This is a genomic window from Pseudomonas sp. AG1028, from assembly GCF_007993955.1.
Taxonomy (GTDB): domain Bacteria; phylum Pseudomonadota; class Gammaproteobacteria; order Pseudomonadales; family Pseudomonadaceae; genus Aquipseudomonas; species Aquipseudomonas straminea.
This window is the reverse complement of record NZ_VIVP01000005.1, coordinates 384642-398647: the sequence shown is the minus strand read 5'-3', so window position 1 is coordinate 398647 and position 14006 is coordinate 384642. Positions and strand designations below refer to the sequence as shown.

General features: G+C 63.8%; 14 protein-coding genes. 5 read left to right on the top strand and 9 right to left on the bottom strand.

Annotated features, from left to right (window positions below):
* Positions 1 to 96: 96 nt before the first annotated feature.
* Entirely contained in the window at positions 97 to 1611 is a 1515-nt protein-coding gene (gene ilvA / locus FB481_RS10710; RefSeq protein WP_147176334.1) for a threonine ammonia-lyase, biosynthetic, read from the bottom strand.
* A 131-nt stretch (positions 1612 to 1742) separates the two neighbouring features.
* On the opposite strand from ilvA, the gene rpiA reads away from it, so the two are divergent.
* A complete protein-coding gene (rpiA, locus tag FB481_RS10705; protein WP_147176313.1) occupies positions 1743 to 2414 on the top strand; it encodes a ribose-5-phosphate isomerase RpiA in 672 nt (223 codons plus the stop codon).
* 36 nt (positions 2415 to 2450) lie between these two features.
* Here rpiA and FB481_RS10700 read toward each other — a convergent pair whose 3' ends face one another.
* The 4 genes from FB481_RS10700 to FB481_RS10685 all read right to left on the bottom strand — a co-directional run bounded on the left by FB481_RS10700 (position 2451) and on the right by FB481_RS10685 (position 6146).
* Positions 2451 to 3365 (bottom strand): SdiA-regulated domain-containing protein, encoded by a 915-nt coding sequence (locus FB481_RS10700; protein WP_147176312.1) that lies wholly within the window; start codon positions 3363 to 3365, stop codon positions 2451 to 2453.
* Positions 3366 to 3464: 99 nt separating this feature from the next.
* Positions 3465 to 3812: a NirD/YgiW/YdeI family stress tolerance protein gene (locus FB481_RS10695; protein WP_093500706.1), complete on the bottom strand. Its 348-nt coding sequence runs from the start codon at positions 3810 to 3812 to the stop codon at positions 3465 to 3467.
* A 251-nt stretch (positions 3813 to 4063) separates the two neighbouring features.
* Positions 4064 to 4729 (bottom strand): fumarylacetoacetate hydrolase family protein, encoded by a 666-nt coding sequence (locus FB481_RS10690; protein WP_093500708.1) that lies wholly within the window; start codon positions 4727 to 4729, stop codon positions 4064 to 4066.
* A gap of 25 nt (positions 4730 to 4754) precedes the next feature.
* Positions 4755 to 6146 (bottom strand): FAD-binding oxidoreductase, encoded by a 1392-nt coding sequence (locus FB481_RS10685; RefSeq protein WP_147176311.1) that lies wholly within the window; start codon positions 6144 to 6146, stop codon positions 4755 to 4757.
* 184 nt (positions 6147 to 6330) lie between these two features.
* Here FB481_RS10685 and serA point away from each other — a divergent pair, with 184 nt between their 5' ends.
* On the top strand, positions 6331 to 7560 hold the full coding sequence (gene serA / locus FB481_RS10680; RefSeq protein WP_147176310.1) for a phosphoglycerate dehydrogenase: 1230 nt from the start codon (positions 6331 to 6333) through the stop codon (positions 7558 to 7560).
* 64 nt (positions 7561 to 7624) lie between these two features.
* Here serA and FB481_RS10675 read toward each other — a convergent pair whose 3' ends face one another.
* On the bottom strand, positions 7625 to 8248 hold the full coding sequence (locus FB481_RS10675; protein WP_147176309.1) for a 2OG-Fe(II) oxygenase: 624 nt from the start codon (positions 8246 to 8248) through the stop codon (positions 7625 to 7627).
* Between the two features lie 82 nt (positions 8249 to 8330).
* Here FB481_RS10675 and FB481_RS10670 point away from each other — a divergent pair, with 82 nt between their 5' ends.
* Positions 8331 to 9062: a hypothetical protein gene (locus tag FB481_RS10670; protein WP_147176308.1), complete on the top strand. Its 732-nt coding sequence runs from the start codon at positions 8331 to 8333 to the stop codon at positions 9060 to 9062.
* Here FB481_RS10670 and FB481_RS10665 read toward each other — a convergent pair.
* The gene (locus tag FB481_RS10665) at positions 9056 to 9997 is read right to left on the bottom strand and encodes an alpha/beta hydrolase (RefSeq protein ID WP_093501218.1); all 942 of its coding nucleotides are present in this window, start codon (positions 9995 to 9997) and stop codon (positions 9056 to 9058) included. The two genes, FB481_RS10670 and FB481_RS10665, sit on opposite strands and share 7 nt — an antisense overlap.
* A 122-nt stretch (positions 9998 to 10119) precedes the next feature.
* Between FB481_RS10665 and FB481_RS10660 the strand changes: the two genes are divergently transcribed.
* Together FB481_RS10660 and FB481_RS10655 are read left to right on the top strand one after the other, a co-directional pair.
* On the top strand, positions 10120 to 10689 hold the full coding sequence (locus FB481_RS10660; RefSeq protein WP_147176307.1) for a DUF6436 domain-containing protein: 570 nt from the start codon (positions 10120 to 10122) through the stop codon (positions 10687 to 10689).
* 144 nt (positions 10690 to 10833) lie between these two features.
* A complete protein-coding gene (locus FB481_RS10655) occupies positions 10834 to 13212 on the top strand; it encodes a penicillin acylase family protein (protein WP_147176306.1) in 2379 nt (792 codons plus the stop codon).
* A gap of 75 nt (positions 13213 to 13287) precedes the next feature.
* Here the strand turns inward: FB481_RS10655 and rpmG are convergent, their stop codons facing one another.
* Both rpmG and rpmB read right to left on the bottom strand, forming a co-directional pair.
* The gene (gene rpmG / locus FB481_RS10650; protein WP_013793373.1) at positions 13288 to 13443 is read right to left on the bottom strand and encodes a 50S ribosomal protein L33; all 156 of its coding nucleotides are present in this window, start codon (positions 13441 to 13443) and stop codon (positions 13288 to 13290) included.
* 10 nt (positions 13444 to 13453) lie between these two features.
* A complete protein-coding gene (gene rpmB, locus FB481_RS10645) occupies positions 13454 to 13690 on the bottom strand; it encodes a 50S ribosomal protein L28 (protein WP_013793374.1) in 237 nt (78 codons plus the stop codon).
* Positions 13691 to 14006 lie beyond the last annotated feature (316 nt).

Sequence of the window (14006 nt, the reverse complement as noted above, 5' to 3'; positions counted from 1 at the left end):
TTCCTTCAACGTTTATAGAGAGATTGGCCCTGGGTATCGCTGCGCTCAACGCCAGGCTACCGGCACAACCTGCGTAGCCTGGGTGAAGCAGCGCACTCAGCCCAGAAACAGCGTGTAGGCCGGGTTGTCGGTTTCATCCCAGTACGGGTAGCCGATGGCATCCAGTGCAGGCGTGAGCAGATGGCGCTCGTCTTCCGGCACTTGTAGCGCCGCCATTACGCGGCCATCGGCAGCGCCGTGGTTGCGGTAGTGGAACAGGGTGATGTTCCAGCGCCCGCCCAGCTTGTCGAGGAAGTTGAACAGCGCGCCGGGCCGCTCAGGGAATTCGAAGCGGAACACGCACTCGTTCGGCACTGCCGCGGCATGGCCGCCGACGGTGTGGCGGATATGCAGCTTGGCCAGCTCGTTGTCGGTCAAATCCAGCACCGGGAAGCCCTGGCTGCGAAGGTTTTCCACAAGCGCCGCACGGGGGTCGTTCTCCGGGTGGGTCTGCACGCCGACAAAGATGTGCGCCTCGCCGTCCTGGTGATAGCGGTAGTTGAACTCGGTGATCTGCCGCTTGCCGATGGCCTCGCAGAATGCCTTGAAGCTGCCAGGCTGTTCGGGGATGGTCACGGCGATGATCGCCTCGCGCTTCTCGCCCAGCTCGGCGCGTTCGGCCACGTGACGCAGGCGGTCGAAGTTGACGTTGGCACCCGAGTCGATGCCCACCAGCGTCTTGCCGGTAATGCCTTCACGCTCGACGTACTTCTTGATGCCGGCCACTGCCAGAGCGCCGGCGGGCTCGGTGATCGAACGGGTGTCGTCGTAGATGTCCTTGATCGCCGCACAGATCTCATCGGTGCTGACGGTGATCACCTCGTCGACATGATCCTTGCAGATATCGAAGGTGTGCTGACCGATCTGCGCCACCGCCACGCCGTCGGCGAACAGCCCGACCTGCGGCAGCACCACGCGCTCACCAGCTGCCAGCGCCTGCTGCAGGCAGTTGGAGTCGTCCGGCTCGACGCCGATGACCTTGGTTTTCGGGTACAGGTATTTGACGTAGGCGGCGATACCGGCGATCAGGCCGCCACCACCGACCGGCACGAAGATCGCGTGTAGCGGGCCCTGGTGCTGACGAAGAATCTCCATCGCCACGGTGCCCTGCCCGGCGATCACGTGGGGATCATCATAGGGGTGCACGTAGACCAGGCCCTTCTCCTCCACCAGCTTCAGCGAGTAGGCCAGGGCTTCGGGGAAGGCATCGCCGTGCAGTACCGCGTTGCCGCCACGCGAGCGCACGCCCTGCACCTTGAGCTCAGGCGTGGTGCGCGGCATGACGATGGTGGCCTTGACGCCCATATGCTTGGCGGCCAGGGCCAGCCCTTGGGCATGGTTGCCCGCCGAAGCGGTGACCACGCCGCGAGCCAGCTCTTCGGGGGAGAGCTGGGCGAGCTTGTTGTAGGCGCCACGAATCTTGAACGAGTAAACCGGCTGCAGATCCTCGCGCTTGAGCAGAATCTGATTGCCCAGGCGTTCGGAGAGTTGGCGAGCGGGTTGCAGCGGGGTTTCCACGGCAACGTCATAGACACGGGAAGTCAGGGTCTTCTTGACGTACTGTTCGAGCATGGCGGGCATCGCAGGCGGCTTCATGGAGGGCCTCGGAGTCTAACCTAGCCATCCGCCGAGCGACCATACGAATTCCGGGGTTTTGCCGGCTATAATCGCGGCCTCGTTTCCTTCCTTCTCGTGGAACCCGCATGACCCAGGATCAGCTCAAACAAGCCGTGGCCCAGGCCGCCGTCGACTTCATCCTTCCCAAGCTCGACGCCAAGAGCATCATCGGGGTCGGCACTGGCTCCACGGCCAACTGCTTCATCGACGCCCTGGCCAAGCACAAGCTGGAATTCGACGGCGCGGTGGCCAGCTCCGAAGCCACCGCCGCGCGCCTCAAAGGCCACAGCATTCCGGTGTACGAGCTCAATACCGTCAGCGACCTGGAGTTCTACGTCGACGGCGCCGACGAAAGCGACGAGCGCCTGAACCTGATCAAGGGCGGCGGCGCGGCCCTGACCCGCGAGAAGATCGTCGCCGCGGTGGCGCGTACCTTCATCTGCATCGCCGACGGTAGCAAGCTGGTGCCGGTGCTCGGCGCCTTCCCGCTGCCGGTGGAAGTGATCCCCATGGCACGCAGCCATGTGGCCCGCGAGCTGGTCAAGCTGGGCGGCGATCCGGTGTACCGCGAAGGCGTGGTGACCGACAACGGCAACGTGATCCTAGACGTGCACAACATGAGCATCACCGACCCGGCGAAGCTGGAAGCGGACATCAACGCCATCGTCGGCGTGGTCACCAACGGCCTGTTCGCCGCGCGCCCGGCCGACCTGCTGCTGCTCGGTACTCCCGAAGGCGTCAAATCGCTGCAGCGCTAAGCGCTCAGGCGGGAAAGGACAAGGCCGGGTGAGCGATCACTCGGCCTTCTTTTTGAACACATAGAACAGGTTCGGCTCGCTGGTCAGGTAGAGCACGCCCTGATCATCCATGGTGATGCCTTCGGCCTGGGGCACCGATTTCTTCAGGCCGTGCTGGCCAGATAGCAGCGACAGGCTGCTGATCGGCTTGCCATCTTGGTCCAGCTCGACGACCAGCCGCGATTCATCCGACAGGGCCAGCAGATGGCCGGTACGGCTGTCGTAATGCAGGCTGGAGAGGTCACGCACGAAGATGGCGGCGTCACGCTTGAGGTTTTCGCTGATCTGCACCGAACTGGGCGACGAAGGATCGAGGTTCGGAAAGCCCTTTACTTCGTATATCCGCAAAGGGTCACGTTCCTTGGCGACGAAAAGACGCTTGCCCATCAGATCGTAGGCCAGGCCTTCGAAGCCCTTGTTGGCGCGGCCCATATCCAGGGTCACCGACAGCTGCTGGCCATCGCCGGCGTTAACCGAGGTGGTGGCGTCATCAATGCGCACATCGACCAAACGCTGGGGCCTTTCATCGGCGATCACCAGATGCCCGGGGGCGACATACTCCACCGCCTCGGCGTCGCCAAAGCCCACCAGCTCGATCTGCCTGAGCACCTCGCCCTCGAGCGAGAGCTCGATCAGGCGGGAGTTCTGATTGGTAACGGTAAACAAGCTCTTGCGATCCGGGTCGTAGGTGAGCGCCGACACATCTTCCTTGACGTCCTCAAGGCGTTTGCCTTCGATCACCACCTCGTAGTCATTCAGCCACAGTGAGTGATCCGGCGCCCGCGTGGGCTGGTTGACGTTGAACCACAGCCGCTCGAAAAGTCGAAATTCGTAACCCACGACAGCGATAGCTGCCAGAGACAGAACGACCAGCAGCAGAACGACTCGCTTGATTGAAAACACAGGGCCCATGGCGACTCACATATGCAACGACAGAAATGACAACGCCGCCCCTCGGTGTAGCGAGAGGCGGCCATTCAGTGCAGTGACGGGAAGCTAACAGCGTGGCGGTTATTTCACCAGTTCGACGATGTCGACGTCGATTTCGCGGCTGGTCAGGTCCTTGTCGACCTCACCGGTGAGCTTGACGGTGGCTTTCTCGGAGATGGCTTGTGGCGGCCAGTCTTCATTGTCGATCTCGACATGGATGGTGCCGGTGGCATCCTTGAACTCGTAGAGCTCGTCCTGCAGACGCTTGGTGATCTGGCCCTGCAGCACCACTGGGGTGTCGTCGCCGGCCTTCAGCGCCTGTTCAACGGTAGTGACCTGAGCGACCTGACCCGGGCCGGTGTAGCCGGCAGCCAGAGCGGCGGTGGAGAACAGCGGAGCGAGCAGCAGTGCGATAACGGGAGCTTTCATGGGGATGACCCTCTATCTGTAAATGACGGGGTCAGGTTAAGACGCCTAGCTGAAACGAGGCTTAAAGGCGGCTTAAGCGAAGCTTAATTGGAATATGAAGAGCTGGGACGCCAAGTGAGCAAATGTGGGAGCGGGCCGCGCCCGCGAACCGCTCATCGCCAGCAGAGTTCTGCAACAGCGAGCCACACGAATAGGTGTTTATACGCGCGAATCGCGAGCATGGCCCGCTCCCACAAAAATCAGCTAGCGCCTTACAGCACCTGGCTGGCGAAGCTCGAATGGCCGGGCAGCTCCAGCACCAACTCGTCGCCCTGGTTCAGCGGGCCGACACCCACCGGTGTGCCGGTGAGGATCACATCGCCGGGCTGCAGGTTGAAGTGGCCGGCCATCGCCTGGATCACCGCCACGATGGGGAAGATCATGTCCGCGCTGCTGCCATCCTGGCGCACTTCGCCGTTGATGGTCAGGCGGATGCCGATAGCGGCCAGGTCGCTAATCGCGTCACCCGGTACGAAGGGCGCCAGCACACAGGCGCCATCGAACGATTTGGCGATTTCCCACGGATGCCCCTTGTCCTTGAGCTTGCTCTGCACATCGCGCAGGGTCAGGTCCAGAGACGGCGCGAAACCGGAGATGGCGTCGAGCACTTCCTCTTCATTAGGTGTGCGCGACAGCGGCTTGCCAATCAGCACGGCGATTTCCGCTTCGTAATGCACCGACCCGCGGTCGAGCGGAATGCTGAAGCCGCCTTCGAGGCCGACCACGCAACTGCCTGGTTTGATGAACAGCAGCGGCTCGGTCGGCACCGGGTTGTTGAGTTCCTTGGCATGCTCGGCGTAGTTGCGGCCGATGCACACCACCTTGCCCAGCGGGAAATGGATACGGGTACCGTCGATGTACTGGTGCTGGTAGCTCATGGTCGCTCCTGTTGTTGTATTGGCTTCAGGCGAAAATCTTGCCCGGATTCATGATGCCGTTGGGGTCGAAGACCGCCTTGATCGCCTTCATGTAGGCGATTTCCGCCGGCGAACGGCTGTACTGCAGGTAATCGCGCTTGACCAGGCCCACGCCGTGCTCGGCGGAGATCGAACCGTTGTAGCGCTCGACGGTCTCGAACACCCACTTGTTGACCCGCGCGCACGAGGCGAAGAACGCTTCCTTGTCCATATGCTCGGGCTTGAGGATGTTCAGGTGCAGGTTACCGTCGCCGATATGGCCGTACCAGACCACTTCATAGTCGGGATAGTGCTCGGTGACGATGGCGTCGATATCGCGCAGAAATGCCGGCACCTTCGAAACGGTAACGGAGATATCGTTCTTGTAGGGCGTGTGGTGCGAGATGGTTTCCGACAGGTACTCGCGCAGCTTCCACAGGTTTTTCAGCTGGGTCTGGCTCTGGCTCATCACCCCGTCCAGCACCCAACCCTGTTCGATGCAATGCTCGAAGGTGCTCAGCGCCTCGCTGGCCACTTCCTCGCTGCTGGCTTCGAACTCCAGCAGGGCGTAGAACGGGCAAGGCGTATCGAAGGGCGACGGCACGTCACCGCGGGCCATGATCCGCGCCAGACCTTTGTCGGAGAAGAACTCGAAGGCGGTGAGGTCGAGCTTGCTCTGGAAGGCGTGCAGCACCGGCATGATCGAGTCGAAATCCGGTGTGCCGAGCACCATGGCGGTGAGGTTGCGCGGCGCGCGGTCCAGGCGCATGGTCGCCTCGACCACGAAGCCAAGGGTGCCTTCGGCGCCGATGAACAGCTGGCGCAGGTCGTAGCCGGTGGCGTTCTTGATCAGATCCTTGTTCAGTTCGAGCAACTCGCCGGTGCCGGTGACCACCTTCAGCCCCGCCACCCAGTTGCGGGTCAGGCCGTAGCGGATCACCTTGATGCCGCCGGCATTGGTGCCGATATTGCCGCCGATCTGGCTGGAGCCGCTGGAGGCGAAATCCACCGGGTAATACAGGCCCTTGTCCTCGGCGAACTGCTGCAGCACGCCGGTGACCACGCCCGGCTGACAGACCACGGTGCGGTTGGATTCGTCGAAGTCGAGAATCTGGTTCATATAGTCGAACGACACCACCACTTCGCCATTGCTGGCGACAGCCGCCGCCGACAGCCCGGTACGGCCACCCGACGGCACCAGGGCGATCTTATGGGCATTGGCCCAGCGCACGATGGCCTGCACCTGCTCGACCGTCTTGGGAAACACGATGGCGCTGGGCGCTGGCGCGTATTGCCGGGTCCAGTCCTTGCCGTAGGTTTCCAGGGAGGCGGCGTCGGTCAGTAACTTGCCGGGGTCGACCAGCGTTTTGAGTTCGTCAATCGGCTTGAGATCGGTCATAGCAACTCTCGAATCGTTCATGGTCGCCCTGAGAACCGTTCAGGTCGCAACCGAGCAAGGAAAAGGCAAGCCATGCTAGCATATGCCCCCCGCAAATCGCCCTGTACAGCGACTTGCCGGCCCGATTGGCGAGCGCGCCGATCCTTCTCCTGACACTTAAATTAGTGGGGCAACAGGTACTCCGATGAGCACGACCTCTCTCGACAAGAGCAAGATCAAGTTCCTTCTTCTCGAAGGCGTCCACCAAAATGCCGTGGATACCCTGAAGGCGTCCGGCTACACCAACATCGAGTACCTCAAGACCGCGCTGTCCGGCGAGGAGCTGAAGGCCAAGATCGCCGACGCACACTTCATCGGCATCCGCTCGCGCACCCAACTGACCGAAGAGATCTTCGACTGCGCCAAGAAGCTGGTCGCCGTCGGCTGCTTCTGCATCGGTACCAACCAGGTCGACCTGGACGCTGCCCGCGAGCGCGGTATCGCCGTGTTCAACGCGCCCTACTCCAACACCCGCTCGGTGGCCGAGCTGGTACTGGCCCAGGCCATCCTGCTGCTGCGCGGCATCCCCGAGAAGAACGCCTCCTGCCACCGTGGCGGCTGGATCAAGTCGGCGGCCAACTCTTTCGAAATCCGTGGCAAGAAGCTGGGTATCATCGGTTACGGCTCGATCGGCACCCAGCTGTCGGTCCTCGCTGAAGCCCTCGGCATGCAAGTGTTCTTCTACGACACCGTGACCAAGCTGCCGCTGGGCAACGCCCAGCAGATCGGCAAGCTGCACGACCTGCTCGGCCTGTGTGACATCGTTTCCCTGCACGTACCGGAGCTGCCGTCGACCCAATGGATGATCGGCGAGGCGGAAATCCGCGCCATGAAGAAGGGCGGCATTCTGATCAACGCCGCCCGCGGCACCGTGGTCGAGCTCGACCACCTGGCTCAGGCGATCAAGGACGAACACCTGATCGGCGCGGCCATCGACGTATTCCCGGTCGAGCCGAAGTCCAACGACGACGTCTTCGAGAGCCCGCTGCGTGGCCTGGATCGCGTGATCCTGACCCCGCACATCGGCGGCTCCACCGCCGAAGCCCAGGCCAACATCGGCCTGGAAGTGGCCGAGAAGCTGGTCAAGTACAGCGACAACGGCACCTCGGTCTCCTCGGTCAACTTCCCGGAAGTGGCCCTGCCGGCGCACCCGGGCAAGCACCGTCTGCTGCACATCCACGCCAACGTGCCGGGCGTGATGAGCGAGATCAACAAGGTGTTCGCCGACAACGGCATCAACATCTCCGGCCAGTACCTGCAGACCAACGACAAGGTCGGCTACGTGGTCATCGACGTCGATGCCGACTACTCGGACCTGGCGCTGGAGAAACTGCAGCAGGTCAGCGGCACCATCCGTAGCCGCGTGCTGTTCTAAGCCGTTCGCGGTAACGAAAAAGGGAGGCTTCAGCCTCCCTTTTTTCATGTCTGCACTATCAGATTCAGAACACGCCGTCGCCACGACGGCGGAACCAGCCGGTCAGGGACAGGCGATCGCGAGTGGCTGGCAGCACCTCATGGGGCACATCGGCAGACAGAAACACCACCAGCGTGCCGGCCTCGGGCAGCACGTCACGCACCTGGCCGTCAGCCAGATACAGGCGCAGCTGGCCGCCCTCCTCCACCTGCCAGCCGTCGTTGAGGTACAGCACGGCCGACACCGCGCGACGATCATCGTCGCGGAAGCGATCCAGGTGCTTGAGGTAGAAGCCGCCCGGCGGATAGAAGGCGAAGTGGCTCTCGTAGTCCACCAAACCCAGGTACAGACTCTGGTTGATGGCCACGCGCAGCTCGTCGAGCAACTGCAGGTAACCGTCACAGGCCGGCGACTGGCCTGCTTCAAGCCACTGGATGTGGTCACTGCGGGTGCCTTCACGCACCGCCACTGCGTGGCCACGGCCGGTGCCGGCCGGCGCCAGAGTGCCCTGGGCGATGCGCTGGCGGCACTCCTCGGCCAGCTCGCGGGTCAGCGAAGCGGGGGCGAACTGGGTTTGCAACGACCATCCGAACTCGGCAAGGTCATCGATGATGCGGCTTAGCAGCGAATCGGAGAGGTCTGTGGTCATGGCGCGATTCTACCCTGTGTCGCGTACACCTCGACAAGCTCCGCCTGGCTGCCGAAAATAGGCGCCCCAGACAGGAGTTCGTATGCGCGCCTTGTGTTGTTTCTTGCTGTTGCTCCTGAGCCTGCCCGCCATGGCCGACACCTATACCGAGCTGTATGAGAAAGCCGGCTGGCCGCAGCAGCGCGCGCATTTCAGCGACGCTCTGAGCGCCGCCCAGGCGCGTTACAGCAAGAGCCTGCCGCCGGCGGTGTACCAGGCGCTGGTCGACAACAGCAACCGCCGCTTCGCCGCCCGCGCCATGGACGAGCGCGCCGAAAGCAGCCTGCGCGCCAACCTGCCCGACCCAGCGCCTGCTCTGCGCTTCTTCGAATCGCCCTTGGGCCGCAAGATCGTCAGCGCCGAACTGCTCGCCACCCGCCCCGACCAACTGGCCAAGTACGCCGATGGCCTGCCGCTGAGCCAGGCCGATGCCACCCGCCGCCTGTTGATCCGCCACCTGGCCCAGGCCATTCCGGCCAGCCAGGCCGGTGCGGAAATCAGTCTGGCCCTGGCCGGTGTGGCGGCCGACAGCCTCAGCCAGATGATCCCGGGTCTGCTCGGCGGCGGTACCGCCCAAGGCCTGCTCGATGGCCAGCGCCAGCGTCTGATGGCACAGATCGACAAGGACCTGGATAACACGATGCTGCACGTCTATCGCGGCCTGTCGGATCCCGAGCTGGAAGAGTTCGTCACCTTCGCCCAGTCCAGCGAAGGCGCGGCCTATTACAAGGCCGCCCTGGCCGCAGTCCGTGCAGGGCTGGCAGTCGGTCAGTAAGCGCGATCCAGCTGCTCGCCGAGATAGGCGAAATAGCGCTGGCGCAGCGGCGCCACTTCGTTGGCCAGGTGATGCCGCGCTTCGGGCAGGCGCAGGATACGCGGCGCGCTGAACTTGTTCTCCAGCACCGCCAGGTTGTGTCGCCAATCCACCGTCATGTCCGCCTCGCCCTGCACGACCAGCGGGCTGCGCGTGCTGCGCGGCGCTTTTTCGATGCGCGGCACCCACTGGCTCAGGGCGCCGACCCAGAGGGTCGGCACGATCCGTGGCTGCAGCGGGTCGCGGTTACGCAGAAAGTCGAGGAACTCCGGGTCGCTGGAGTTCTCACTGAAGCGCCGCGGAATCTCCTGCACGAAGCGGTGCAACAGGCGGTAGCTGAGTTGCGACCAATTCCAGCGCCGCGGCCGCACCAGCGGCGCCAACAGAATGGTTTCGCCCACCTCGGCCAGCGGCTGGTCATTGAGCAGGTAGTCGATCAGTATCGCACCGCCAGTACTCTGCCCACACAGATGCCAGGGCGCCGGCAGGCCCAGGGCATCGGCCTGCTGCAGCGCGGCGCGCAGTACCGCCTGGTACTCGGCAAAATCCTTGATGCTGGCCCGCGCTCCACTGGACAGCCCGTGGCCTGGCAGATCCACGGCAAGCACCGCGAAACCGGCCTCCAGCGCCCACTCGATTACATGACGGTACAGACCGCTGTGGTCGTAGTAGCCGTGCAGCAACAGCAAGGTGGCACGCGGTGCAACAGGCTGCCAGAGTTGGGCGGCGATACGGTAGTCGTCCACCTCGAACCAGCCGAGCCGACTGTCGACCGCCTCGCGTGGTACGAAGCCGTAGAACTGCCGGTAGGCCAGCTCCGCCGCCGACAGCGGCGCAGCGCTGGCCAGCGGGCGCAGGCTTGCGACCAGCGGTTCGGGTTGGAAGAGATCGGACATCGGCACCATCGGACTCATTGATTTATGGCAGCGTCGCCCCTCAGGACTCTCGCTAGAGTGACGATCTTCTGCTGCCAGGCTCGCCATGGCAAGCCACCGAATCGCCTATGAAAGCTGCCCGCATGGCTCGATCCCACCGCACCACCCGCCTCGCCTGCCTGGCCGCGGCACTTTGGCTGGCCGCCCTGTTTGCTGCCTTCTGGTGGTTCGAAGCCCGTTACCTGCGCCCCTTCGATGAGCGCACTGCGCTGTTTTCCGGCAGCGACCTGCGTCTGCCGGTGGAGCTGGCCGGCCCAGGCCAGATTCGCCTGGTGCACTTCTGGGACCCCGCCTGCCCCTGCAACGTCGGCAATCAACAGCACCTCGGCGAGCTGCTGGAGCGCTACCGCGAGCGTGACGTGCAGTTCTATGCCGTGCAGAAGCCGGGCAGCCAGAGGCAGTTGCCAGAAGCGCTGCGCGCACTGCAGCCGCTGGCCGGGCTAACGGGCACCCAGCAACTGCCGGCCGGCCCCGCCGTGGCGATCTGGGATCAACGCGGCGAGCTGGCCTACTTCGGCCCCTACAGCAGCGGCTTTAATTGCACCTCGGGCAACAGCTTCATCGAACCGCTGCTCGATGCGTTGCTGGAGGGGCGAAAGGTGCTGGCGGACAATAACCTGGCCAGCGGTTGTTTCTGCGATTGGACGAAATGAAAACGGTCGTGCCTGACGTTATCAATAGCACCGCCCCCCTTCACTGCGCATCACTCCGAGCTGCGTCACGTCCTGAGCAGGCCGCCTTGCAGTCCGTGCTGATTGCCCGCAGCATGGCGGCCCGCGTGAGACAAGGACGGCAGCATGAAACGCACCCTGATCACCCTGGCGGTCGTCCTGCTGACGGTCGCGGGCGGTGGCGCCTGGTACCTGCACGACAAGCAGCCGCTGCGTAGCGGCGAGCTGACGCTGCAGCACCTCGGCGCGCCGGTACAGGTGCGCTACGACGAGCGTGGCGTGCCACACATCGAGGCGCAGAACGAGGCTGACCTGTACCGCGCCCTGGGCTTCGTGCAGGCCCAGGATCGTCTGTTCCAGATGGAGATGCTGCGCCGCCTGGCCCGCGGTGAACTGGCCGAAGTGCTCGGCGCCAAACTGCTGCCCACCGACCGTCTGTTCCGCACCCTGCAGATCCGCGAGCGTGCCGACCAGCAGGCCCGCGAGCTGGTCCCCGACAGCCCCCACGGCAAGGCGCTGGCCGCCTACCTCGACGGCATCAACCAGTATCAGGACAGCCGCCCGGCGCCGCTGGAGTTCGACCTGCTGGGTATCGAGAAGCGCCCGTTCACCGCCGCCGATACCCTGTCCATCGCCGGCTACCTGGCCTACAGCTTCGCCGCAGCGCTGCGCAGCGAACCGCTGCTGACACGCATTCGCGATGAACTGGGCAGCGACTACCTGAAGATCTTTGATCTCGACTGGCACCCCGACGGCGTGCTCGACACAGCACTCGGCAAAGCCGACTGGCGGATGCTCGACCGGATCGCCGCCCTGAGCGACCAGGCCCTGGCCGACAGCGGCCTGCCGCAGTTCGAGGGCAGCAACGCCTGGGCAGTGGCCGGCGCCCGTACCGCCAGCGGCAAGCCGCTGCTGGCTGGCGATCCGCACATCCGCTTCTCGGCACCGTCGGTGTGGTACGAGGCGCACCTCAAATACCCGGGCTTCGAACTCTACGGCCATCACCAGCCCGCAACCCCGGTGGCCTTTCTCGGCCACAACCGGGATTTCGCCTGGACCCTGACCATGTTCCAGAACGACGACATGGACTTGGTTGCCGAACGCCTCAACCCGGAGAACCCCGAGCAGGTCTGGTACCGGGGCCGCTGGGTCGATCTGCAGCAGCGCGAGGAAGTCATCCGGGTCAAGGACGACGAGCCGGTGACCCTGCAACTGCGCCGCTCGCCCCACGGGCCCATCATCAACGATGCTCTGGGTGACAGCGCCGGCAGTACGCCGATCGCCATGTGGTGGACCTTTCTGGAAACCGAAAACCCGCTGCTCGACGCCTTCTACCGCCTGAACCGTGCCGACACCCTGACAAAGGGCCGCGCCGCCGCCGAGCGCATCCATGCGCCGGGCCTCAACCTGGTGTGGGCCAACGCCAGCGGCGACATCGCCTGGTGGGCCGCGGCCAAGCTGCCGATGCGGCCTACCGGGGTGAACCCGGCATTCATCCTCGATGGCAGCACGAGCGCCGCCGACAAACCGGGCTTCCATCCCTTCAGCGCCAACCCGCAGGAAGAGAACCCACCGCGCGGCTACATCGTCTCGGCCAACTTCCAGCCGCTGCCGGCCAGCGGCATCGAGATTCCGGGCTACTACAACCCGCCGGAACGCGGTCAACGCCTGAATCAGCGCCTGGCCGACCCGCAGGTGCGCTGGGATCTGCACAACAGCCAGGCTCTGCAACTGGATACCGGCACAGCCTACGGGCCGCGGTTGCTGGCACCGATCCTCGGTGAGCTGCGCGCCGCCGCTGCGGATCAGCAGGAACGTGAGCTGGTCGAAGCCCTTGCCGCCTGGCAAGGTGATCACCCGCTGCAATCGCTGCCGGCGACGCTGTTCAACCAGCTCACCTATGAACTGGGCCGCACGGCACTGGCGCCGCGCCTGGGCGCGCAGGCCTTCGAGCAACTGCTGTCGACCCGAATGATCGACAGCGCACTGCCGCGCCTGACCGCCGATGCAGATTCGCCCTGGTGGACACGTGCCAATGGCAAGCCACGCAGCCGCGCCGAAGCGGTGACCGAGGCCTGGCGAGCCAGCCTCCAGCATTTACGAACCACCCTGGGCGACGACCCGGCTCAATGGCACTGGGGCCAGGCCCATACCCTCACCCACCAGCACCCCCTGGGCGTGCAGTGGCCGCTGGATGCGCTGCTCAACGTTGGCCCACTGCCAGCGCCCGGCGGTCACGAGATGCCCAACAACCTGTCGCACCGCATTGGCGCGGCGCCCTGGGCCGTGGGTTATGGGCCCTCGACGCGTCGACTGATCGACCTGGCCGACGCCGATCACAGCCTGGGCATCAACCCATTGGGCCAGAGCGGCGTGCCGTTCGACCGCCACTACAGCGACCAGGCCCAGCGCTTCATAGACGGTGAATACGTGCCGCAGCACCTGAGTACCGACGACGTAACCGCCCACACGCGCAGCACGCTGACGCTACGACCGGCGCTCTGAACGACCGGCGACGCGCCAAAATCGCAGGCATGAAAAAGCCCGCCATGGGGCGGGCTTTTCGAGTCAGCCGATCAATTACTTGATCTTGGCTTCCTTGTACGCAACGTGCTTGCGGACGACCGGATCGTATTTCTTGATCTCGATCTTGTCCGGAGTGGTGCGCTTGTTCTTGTCGGTGGTGTAGAAGTGGCCGGTACCGGCGCTGGACACCAAACGGATCAGTTCACGCATGACAGTCTCCTTAAACCTTTTCGCCGCGAGCACGAAGCTCGGCCAGCACTACGTCAATACCACGCTTGTCGATGATGCGCATGCCTTTGGTGGACAGGCGCAGACGTACGAAGCGGTTTTCAGACTCGACCCAGAAGCGGTGATGCTGCAGGTTCGGCAGGAAACGACGACGGGTTTTGTTGTTTGCGTGGGAAATGTTATTCCCGGTTACCGGACCCTTACCGGTAACTTGACAGACTCTCGACATACCTCAGCCCTCTAAAACCACATGCCCAACCCGGCATGGGTTGGCCGCTTAATCTCTGTTTTTCGGCGCTGGGCGCCGCGTTTCTTCAGGGTCTTACCGGTGATAGATCGCGATCAAGCAACCGGGCCCCTAGAAAAGAGCGCTGCTTTATACCAGAAAGGCCCCACAGCAACAAGCGCAAACGCACTTTAAAATGCACGCCATTCGGACGCTGAGCCCCAGGCGGCGGGCATGGACACGAACGACCGCTCGTCGCCGTATTGCATTGTTAGCCTGCATCTTATCGTTTAGGGTCTGTCCACGCGTTAACGCGACC